The 7,476-nt window shown below is 72.6% G+C and carries 6 protein-coding genes and 1 pseudogene; 5 read left to right on the top strand and 2 right to left on the bottom strand.

Annotated elements, in window-relative coordinates:
* Window positions 1–88: 88 nt before the first annotated feature.
* Together ACS04_RS24595 and ACS04_RS24590 are read right to left on the bottom strand one after the other, a co-directional pair.
* The gene (locus ACS04_RS24595) at window positions 89–1,147 is read right to left on the bottom strand and encodes a YihY/virulence factor BrkB family protein (protein WP_048478930.1); all 1,059 of its coding nucleotides are present in this window, start codon (window positions 1,145–1,147) and stop codon (window positions 89–91) included.
* A 91-nt stretch (window positions 1,148–1,238) separates the two neighbouring features.
* Entirely contained in the window at window positions 1,239–2,678 is a 1,440-nt protein-coding gene (locus tag ACS04_RS24590; RefSeq protein WP_048478929.1) for a serine/threonine-protein kinase, read from the bottom strand.
* Window positions 2,679–2,918: 240 nt separating this feature from the next.
* Here ACS04_RS24590 and ACS04_RS24585 point away from each other — a divergent pair, with 240 nt between their 5' ends.
* The 5 genes and pseudogenes from ACS04_RS24585 to ACS04_RS35460 all read left to right on the top strand — a co-directional run.
* Window positions 2,919–3,587 carry a DedA family protein gene (locus ACS04_RS24585; RefSeq protein WP_048478928.1) on the top strand — a complete coding sequence of 223 codons (669 nt, stop codon included), beginning with the start codon at window positions 2,919–2,921 and terminating at the stop codon, window positions 3,585–3,587.
* Window positions 3,584–4,189, top strand: a complete 606-nt coding sequence (locus ACS04_RS24580) for a phosphatase PAP2 family protein (RefSeq protein WP_048478927.1) — start codon at window positions 3,584–3,586, stop codon at window positions 4,187–4,189. The genes ACS04_RS24585 and ACS04_RS24580 overlap by 4 nt, the downstream gene beginning before the upstream one ends.
* 134 nt (window positions 4,190–4,323) lie before the next feature.
* Window positions 4,324–4,692: a BlaI/MecI/CopY family transcriptional regulator gene (locus tag ACS04_RS24575; protein ID WP_048478926.1), complete on the top strand. Its 369-nt coding sequence runs from the start codon at window positions 4,324–4,326 to the stop codon at window positions 4,690–4,692.
* A gap of 2 nt (window positions 4,693–4,694) precedes the next feature.
* Window positions 4,695–5,630 carry a M48 family metalloprotease gene (locus tag ACS04_RS24570; RefSeq protein WP_048478942.1) on the top strand — a complete coding sequence of 312 codons (936 nt, stop codon included), beginning with the start codon at window positions 4,695–4,697 and terminating at the stop codon, window positions 5,628–5,630.
* A gap of 242 nt (window positions 5,631–5,872) precedes the next feature.
* Window positions 5,873–7,476, top strand: a pseudogene (locus tag ACS04_RS35460) (hypothetical protein); the annotation flags it as partial.

Here is a 7,476-nt window from a genome sequence, read left to right as displayed (position 1 = left end):
CAAGCGCTCGCCCACGAGGACCTCGGCCCGGGCTCCGAAGTACTGGAGATCGGCACGGGCACGGGCGGGCTCGCCCTGCAGGCCGCCGTCACCGGGCGCGCCGCTTCTCCACCTCGCTCCACTCCCGGGTGTCGCGCGGCTCCACGTACGGCTCGTCGTCCTCGGGCAGTCCGCCGACGATGGCGCGCTCGCGGCTCATCTCGGCGTCGAACTCCAGGCCGAGCAGGATGGCGAGATTGGTGATCCACAACCAGATCAGGAAGACGATGACGCCGGCCAGGGTGCCGTACGTCTTGTTGTAGGAACCGAAGTTGGCCACGTACAGGGCGAAGCCGGCGGAGGCGGCCATCCAGATCACCAGCGCCAGGAAACTGCCCGGGGTGACCCAGCGGAAGCCGCGTCCCCGGGCGTTCGGGGCGGCCCAGTAGAGCACCGCGATCATGACGGTGACCAGCAGCACCAGCACCGGCCACTTCGCGATCGACCACACGGTGACGGCGGTCTCGCCGAGCCCCAGGGCGTCCCCCGCACGCCGGGCGAGACTGCCGGTGAACACCACGATGAGGGCGCTCGCCGTCGCCATGACCATCAGCCCGACGGTGAGGGCCAGCCGCAGAGGCAGCACCTTCCACACGGGCCGGCCCTCCGGCACGTCGTAGACGGCGTTGGACGACCGGATGAACGCCGCGATGTATCCGGAGGCGGACCACACCGCCGCGATCAGGCCCACGACCGCCAGCACGGACCCGGCCCCCGTACCGCCCTGGAGCTGGCGGACCGCGCCGGAGACGATGTCCCGCGCGGCGCCGGGGGTCAGCCGCTGGAGGTTGTCGAGGACGGACTGGGTGGCGGACTCGCCGGCGACCCCGAGCAGGGAGACCAGGACCAGGAGTGCGGGGAACAGCGACAGGACGCTGTAGTAGGTCAGCGCCGCGGCGCGGTCGGCCAGTTCGTCGTCCTGGAACTCCTTGAACGTCCGTTTCAGTACGGCCGACCATGACTTCTTGGGGAGCTCCGTGGGCTCGTCGGGCGCGTTGCGCTCCACTTCGGGGCCGGGGCCGGGGGTCGGAGCGGGCCCCTCCTCGGATCCGGGCCGACGGGCGTCCGTGCGCTTGTCCCTGTCCGAGGGAGCGGGGTTGTCCTTCATGCCAGGCGACTGTCCTGTCCCGCCCAGGGCAAACATCCCCGGTCGGGTCCGGCGCAGGCGCCGGTGGTTCGAGAAGGCGAGCCGCCCGCCGCTAACGACCCACGTCGACCCGGAAGGAGAGCCGGCCGCCCACGGTCCGGAGGGAGGCGCTCTGAAGGGCCGGGGCTTTGTACGACGGCACCCGCTCGATCAGGACGGGGCAGCCGTCCTCGCGGTCGAGGCAGCTTCCGGATGCGGCCCCGAAGGTGTCGACCCGGGCGGTGCCCGCATGCTGCTTCATCCACTGCTCGGCCAGAGAGACCTGGTCGGCGCAGTGATCGGCGCACGGGTCGGGCCACGTGTACGTCACTTGTACCCGGTTCTGGCCGATGCGGGTCGTGCTCTGCCGGGAGAAGCCCGCGGGGGCGGTCAGGGCTTCGGCCACGCGCCGGTTGGCCTTGTACGCGCTGTCGTCGCGGGCCTCCTGGTACAGCAGGTAGCCGGAATCCGCGGCCAGCGCGATCACCAGTGCCGACGCGCACAGCTTGGCCCGCCGTGAGAAGCGTCGGCGCGGTGCGGGCCCCGGCGACGCTGCCGAGCGCCGGACGGCGGGCCCCGCCGCGGCCTGCGGCACGGACGGGCTCCCCGCCGGCATCGTGGGAAGTCTGAACTCAACGGGGCCCAAAGCTCCTGGCGATTGCGTCGGCGTCGGCGTTCTCGTCGGCGCTGGCGGCGACGTCGCGACGAGGCTCAGCTGAGCCTGTAGCCGTGCCATGCTCAGGCGCTCGGTCGGATCCTTCTGCAGCAGCCCGTCGAGTACGGGGCCGAGCACCCCCGCCCGCACGGCCGGGATCGGCGGCTCCGTCGCGACGGCGACCAGGACCGCGCTCGGGGCCGTCCCGGCGAACGGGGCGCGGCCCTCCACCGCGGCGTACAGCGTGGCGCCCAGGGACCAGAGGTCGGACTCGGCCGTCGCGGGCATCCCCCGGACCTGCTCGGGTGCCATGAACGCGGGCGTGCCCATGATCATGCCGGTGGCGGTGAGGGTCGCGTCTCCCTCGAGGGCGGCGATGCCGAAGTCGGTCAGGACCACCCGGTCCCCTTCGAGGAGGATGTTGGCGGGCTTGATGTCCCGGTGGGTGATTCCCCTCAGGTGCGCGGCCCCGAGCGCAGCCGCCACCTGCCGCCCGATGTCGACGGTCCGCTCGGGCGTGAGCGGGCCGTCCGCCTCGATGAGGTCGGCCAGGGAGCCGCCGTCCACCAGCTCCATGACGATCCAGGGCCGTCCGTCGGGGCCGGATATACGGTCGTGGACGGTGATGATCCCCGGATGCTTCAGCCGGGCGGCGGCGCGGGCTTCGCGGTCGAGACGGGCGATCCAGTCGCGCCGTTCGGCCTCACCCAGATGCTCGGGCAGCCGCAACTCCTTGACGGCGACGTCCCGTTCCAGGCGCTCGTCGTGGGCCCGCCAGACGGCTCCCATACCGCCTTGGCCGAGCAGTCGGCTCAACCGGTAGCGGCCCGCGAGGAGTTGCCCGTGATCGTCGTCCACGTACGAAATATAGCCGGGCCGCCCGCGCCGGGCCCTGCGCCCCGAACCCCGCCGTTCGACTGCGGCCCGCGCTTCCGAGTCAGCCGGTCACGCCCCCTGGGTGCGGCGTGGGGTCGGTCGTGTTCCTTCACTCGATCGTCTACAGTGCAGTAGACCGTCTACTTGACTGTAGTCGCCGAGGGGCCCTCCTCCGGGGCGCCCCTCCCTGTCCGCATCAGTGAGAGAGGCCGGCCCACACCCATGGCCATGCCCGCTTCCGCCTCCGCCGCGCTCGCGGTGAACCTCCTCGACGCCCACTCGCTCCTCGCGACCTTCGGCGTCATCGGCATCGCGGTGGTGATGTTCGCCGAGACCGGACTCCTGGTCGGGTTCTTCCTGCCCGGCGACTCGCTCCTGTTCACCGCGGGCCTGCTGTGCGCGGGGACGGCCGGCAGCGCGAGCCTGTCCCTGCCCGCGGTACTGGCCGCCTCCGTGGTCGGCGCGCTGGCCGGCGCGCAGTGCGGCTACCTCATCGGCCGCCGGGCCGGCCCCGCCCTGCTGGCCCGCGCCCGCTCCAGGAAACTCCACGAGGGTGCCGCCCGGGCCGAGGAGTTCCTGGCGAAGTACGGGCACGCCAAGGCCATCACCCTGGCCCGGTTCGTCCCCGTGGTCCGCACCGTCCTCAACCCCCTCGCCGGAGCCCTGAACATCCCCGCCCGCGTCTTCACCCTCTGGCAGATCGCCGGCGGCCTGCTGTGGACGGTGGGACTGGTCCTGGCCGGCTACGCCCTCGGCTCCTCCATCCCCAGCGTCGACACCTACCTCCTGCCCCTCGTCGCCCTGATCATCGCGGTCTCCCTGCTGCCCGTGGCGATCGAAGTCCTCCGCTCCCGCCGCAGCCGCAAGCACCAGAACGGAACAGCGCAATGACCCCCGCCTACAACGGATCAGGCATCGACGGCACCGCCTACACCGACGTCAACGACCTCGCCCACCACACCCCGGCCTGGCTCAACAACCTCATCTCCGCCTGGTCCCTCTACGGGCTGACGGTGTTCGCCGTACTGATGCTGGCGGCGTGGTGGCAGGCCCGCCGCAGCGGCTCCCCCTCCGCCGTCACCGCCCTGGCCGTACCCCTGATCACCCTCGCCGGCTTCGCCGCCGATCTGCTGCTCAAGCTCGTGGTCCGCGAGGACCGGCCCTGCCAGAGCCTGCACGTCACCGTCCTGGAAACCTGCCCCGCCCCCGGCGACTGGTCCTTCCCCAGCAACCACGCCGCCATCGCCTCCGCCGCAGCCGTCGCCCTGCTCTTCGTCTCGCGTCGGCTGGGCACCATCGCCCTGATCGCAGCCCTGCTCATGGCCGCCTCCCGCGTCTGGGTCGGCGTCCACTACCCCCACGACGTCCTCGCCGGACTCGCCGTCGGCGCCCTCGTCGCCGCCACCTGCACCCGAGCCGTCCAGCGCAGGCAGGACGCCCTCGCCGACCGACTCCACCACAGCCCCCTGCGCCCCCTGCTCACCACCCCGTGAGCCCCGGCCGTCCGGTCGAACCCGCGCGACCCGATGAGGCCGACACGCACGGCGGGGCGGGGAGCCATTACCCTGTCTACAACCAAGTAGTCGATCTGCACCGCCGTACGCAGCGCACCGGTCAAGGGGGATCCATGGCAGACGAGGGCGATCGACGGCCGGCCGGCGAGCTGGAATCCAGCGTGCTCGCCGCACTGTGGGCGGCCGGGACGCCGCTATCGGCAGCGCAGGTGAGAACGGCGATACCCCAGGATCTGGCTCGCACCACCGTGGCCACCCTCCTCGGGCGCCTGTGCGAGAAGGGCCTGGTGGGGCGCCGCCCCGGCGGCCGCGGGTTCGTCTACTTCGCCGTGCAGGACACCCACGGGCTGGCCGCCCGGCGCATGCACCGCGAGCTCGACGGGGGCAGCGACCGGAGCATGGTCCTGGCCCGGTTCGTCGAGGGACTCGCTCCGCACGACGAAGCCGAACTGCGGCGGCTCCTGCAGGAGGACCACCCGTGATCATGCTCTTGGTGGTTCCTCTCGTGCTGCCCTGGCTCCTGCCGCCACTGGCACGGCGGACCGCCGAGAGGGTGCGACCGGATATCGCCCTGTGGGCCATCGCCGCCGGCGCGGCCGTACTCGCCCTCGGCGTCGTCACCTGCCTGGGCGCGCTGCTCCTTCCGCTCGCCCTCCGCCTGCCCGTACTCGCCGCATTCGCCCACCTGCTCCACCCCCTCCAAGCGGGCCCGGCGGCGCTCGTGGCCACCATCTCGACGCTGGCGGGCGGCGCGCTCGCCGTGGCGGCGAGCGCCGCGGCACGCGGCGTCACGGCGGAGGTGGCGCGCCTGCGCGCGGCCCGGGACCTCGTGGCCGGGATTCCCGAGGCCGGAGGACTGTGCGTACTCGACGACGACCGGCCCGACGCGTTCGCCCTGCCGGGAGGAACGCCCCGCACGGGTCGGATCGTGGTGACCGCGGGCATGCTCCGGGCCCTCGACCCGCGCGAGCGCGAAGCGCTGCTGGAGCACGAGCGCGCCCACTTGGCCGGCCACCACCACGTGTTCCTGGCCGTCGCACAGCTCGCCGGATGGTGCCATCCGGCGCTGGCCTCGGCCCTTCCCGTCGTCTCCCTCGCCGCCGAGCGCGCGGCGGACGAAGCCGCCGCCCGCGCCTGCGGGGACAGGCGGCTGACCGCACGCGCCATCGGGCGGGCCGCCCTGGCCTCGACGGCATGCCGCAGCGGGCTGCACGTCCCGGCGGTCGCGGCCCGGGGAACCACCGGCCCGGTACCGGCGCGGGTCAAAGCACTGTTCGCGCAGGCTCCGGTGCGGCGCTGCGTACCCGCCCTGCTGGCCCTCACCCTGCTGTGCGGGGCGGCGGGCGCCTCGTCCCTCGGCGGCGCCCTCTGGCTGCACCGCGGCGTGGAAGTCGCACAGGGCGAGCACCCCGCCGAATAACCCCGAACCCCCCGTCCGGAGCTCGGCGGAGTCGCTGCTCCCGCGCAGGGCCGGGCCGGTCCACGCCCTCGGGGCGGTGGCGTCTCCCGCCCCGATGCAGTGCCGTTTCCGCGGTGAAGCACGTCACTCACCCGGGTGAGTCCCGGCGCCGGACCCTGTTGCCCGGCGGGTTCGAAGCGCTACAACCCGGATGGAGATCCGCACCGCTCACTCCCCGCGCCACCTCAGGTCAGGAGAACGCCGTGGATGAACTGCTGCGCTTTACGGTCATCCGGCCGGCCGAGACGGTCGAGGGCCGTTTCCGGATCAAGCACTCCACCCCGCCGAACACCGCGGGCGCCACGAGCGCCGCAGGCGGTCAGCTTCCTCCCGAGCACCCCGGCACCCTGGACGAGATCCTGGGGCGGACCGCGCTCAAAGCCGCCCACCTGGCCTTCAACACGGCCCTCGGGGACGGCCCCGACTACACCTGCGCCGCGATCTCGTCCGCCGCCGAGCAGAAGTACGGCAAGAAACCGGCGCAGTTGGTCACCACGAACGAGTGGAAGCAGGACCTGGTCACCCTCGCGGACGCCGCGATCGAGATCCTCCGGGCCGGCCACGACAAGCCGTCGAGCGGCCCCCGCCTGCTCCTGATCCTGCAAGGGATCGACCTGGTCCAGCGGTCCGCCGGTGCGACCACCGGCACGTTCCGCAGGCGCCCGGTGGAGATCGCACCGCCGCCACCGCCCCAGGGAGCGGCGCCGGCCGAGAAGGGCACCGCCCGTACCGGCGGCGGTACCGCGGCCACCGCCGGGCGCCGCCAGAGCCCGCCCCGGCCGGGCCTGTACGCGAGCCGGGGCATGGCCATCGAGGTCACCTCGGACCCCGAGCCGGAACCCGGCACGGACGGCGATGGCGGCGGCTACGAGAAACCTCCCACGGGGAGCCTTCCGTTCGGCAAGCCGGGAGTGCTGCGCCCCATCGGCGTGGGTGACCTGATCGTGGTCCGCGAGCACATCCTGCGCTACCAGGGCGGCGAACTCTCCCACATCGAGAACGTGTTGAAGTCCGAGCTCCGCGAGCGCGAGACCCGGCGCTTCGAGCGCTCCGAGGACACCTACTCGACCGAGACGGAGACCTCCAAGGAAGAGGAGCGCGACACCCAGACCACCGACCGGTTCTCCCTCCAGCGCGAGGCGAGCAGCGTCGTCAAGGAGGACTCCAGCCTCAAGGCCGGCCTCAACGTGACGGCGCGGTACGGCTTCAGCGTCGAGGTCAAGGCCGATGTGGCGGTGGCACAGGACCGGAGCGAGGAGACCTCCCTCAAGCAGGCCTCCACGGTCTCGCGCGACGTCACCAGCCGCGCCGCGTCCAGGCTCTCCGAGAAGACCAAGCAGGCACACATCCGCAAGACCATCGCGGAGTTCGAGGAGTTCAACAAGCACGCCTTCGACAACAAGCCCGGAGCGGCCGGCATCGGCGGCGCGAACATCAGCGGCCTCTACCAGTGGGTCAACCGGGTCACCCGCGCCCAGATGTACAACTACGGCAGCCGGCTCCTGTTCGACACCGTCGTCCCCGAACCCGCCGCCTTCCTCGTCGACGCGGTGCAGCGGCAGGGCCAGTCGACCCTCGTCGCGGAACTCCCCCCGCCGCTGACGGAGGCCGCGAACGACGTGACCGAGGGAAGCTACCGGACGATCGGCAAGCGGTACCGGGCCACCGCGCTGGAACCGGCACCCGGCGACTGGGCGGACGTCGGCAAGGCGCTCGAAGGGGCCCGCGGTGCGGAAGTAGTCGACGGCGCGGTCGCTGAACAGCTTCATCCCGACGAGACGGACGTACGCGTCCGCCAGCTCGCGGC

This window comes from Streptomyces roseus (genome assembly GCF_001044425.1).
GTDB lineage: Bacteria > Actinomycetota > Actinomycetes > Streptomycetales > Streptomycetaceae > Streptomyces > Streptomyces roseus.
Note: the sequence above shows the minus strand (reverse complement) of the source record. Positions and strands in the feature narration are given on the sequence as shown.

What these genes read in the sequence shown, in the direction of transcription:
- ACS04_RS24595 (WP_048478930.1), bottom strand. Translation starts at nt 1,147, where the DNA reads ATGAAGGACAACCCCGCTCCCTCGGACAGGGACAAGCGCACGGACGCC.
- ACS04_RS24585 (WP_048478928.1), top strand. Translation starts at nt 2,919, where the DNA reads ATGGCCATGCCCGCTTCCGCCTCCGCCGCGCTCGCGGTGAACCTCCTC.
- ACS04_RS24580 (WP_048478927.1), top strand. Translation starts at nt 3,584, where the DNA reads ATGACCCCCGCCTACAACGGATCAGGCATCGACGGCACCGCCTACACC.
- ACS04_RS24575 (WP_048478926.1), top strand. Translation starts at nt 4,324, where the DNA reads ATGGCAGACGAGGGCGATCGACGGCCGGCCGGCGAGCTGGAATCCAGC.
- ACS04_RS24570 (WP_048478942.1), top strand. Translation starts at nt 4,695, where the DNA reads ATGCTCTTGGTGGTTCCTCTCGTGCTGCCCTGGCTCCTGCCGCCACTG.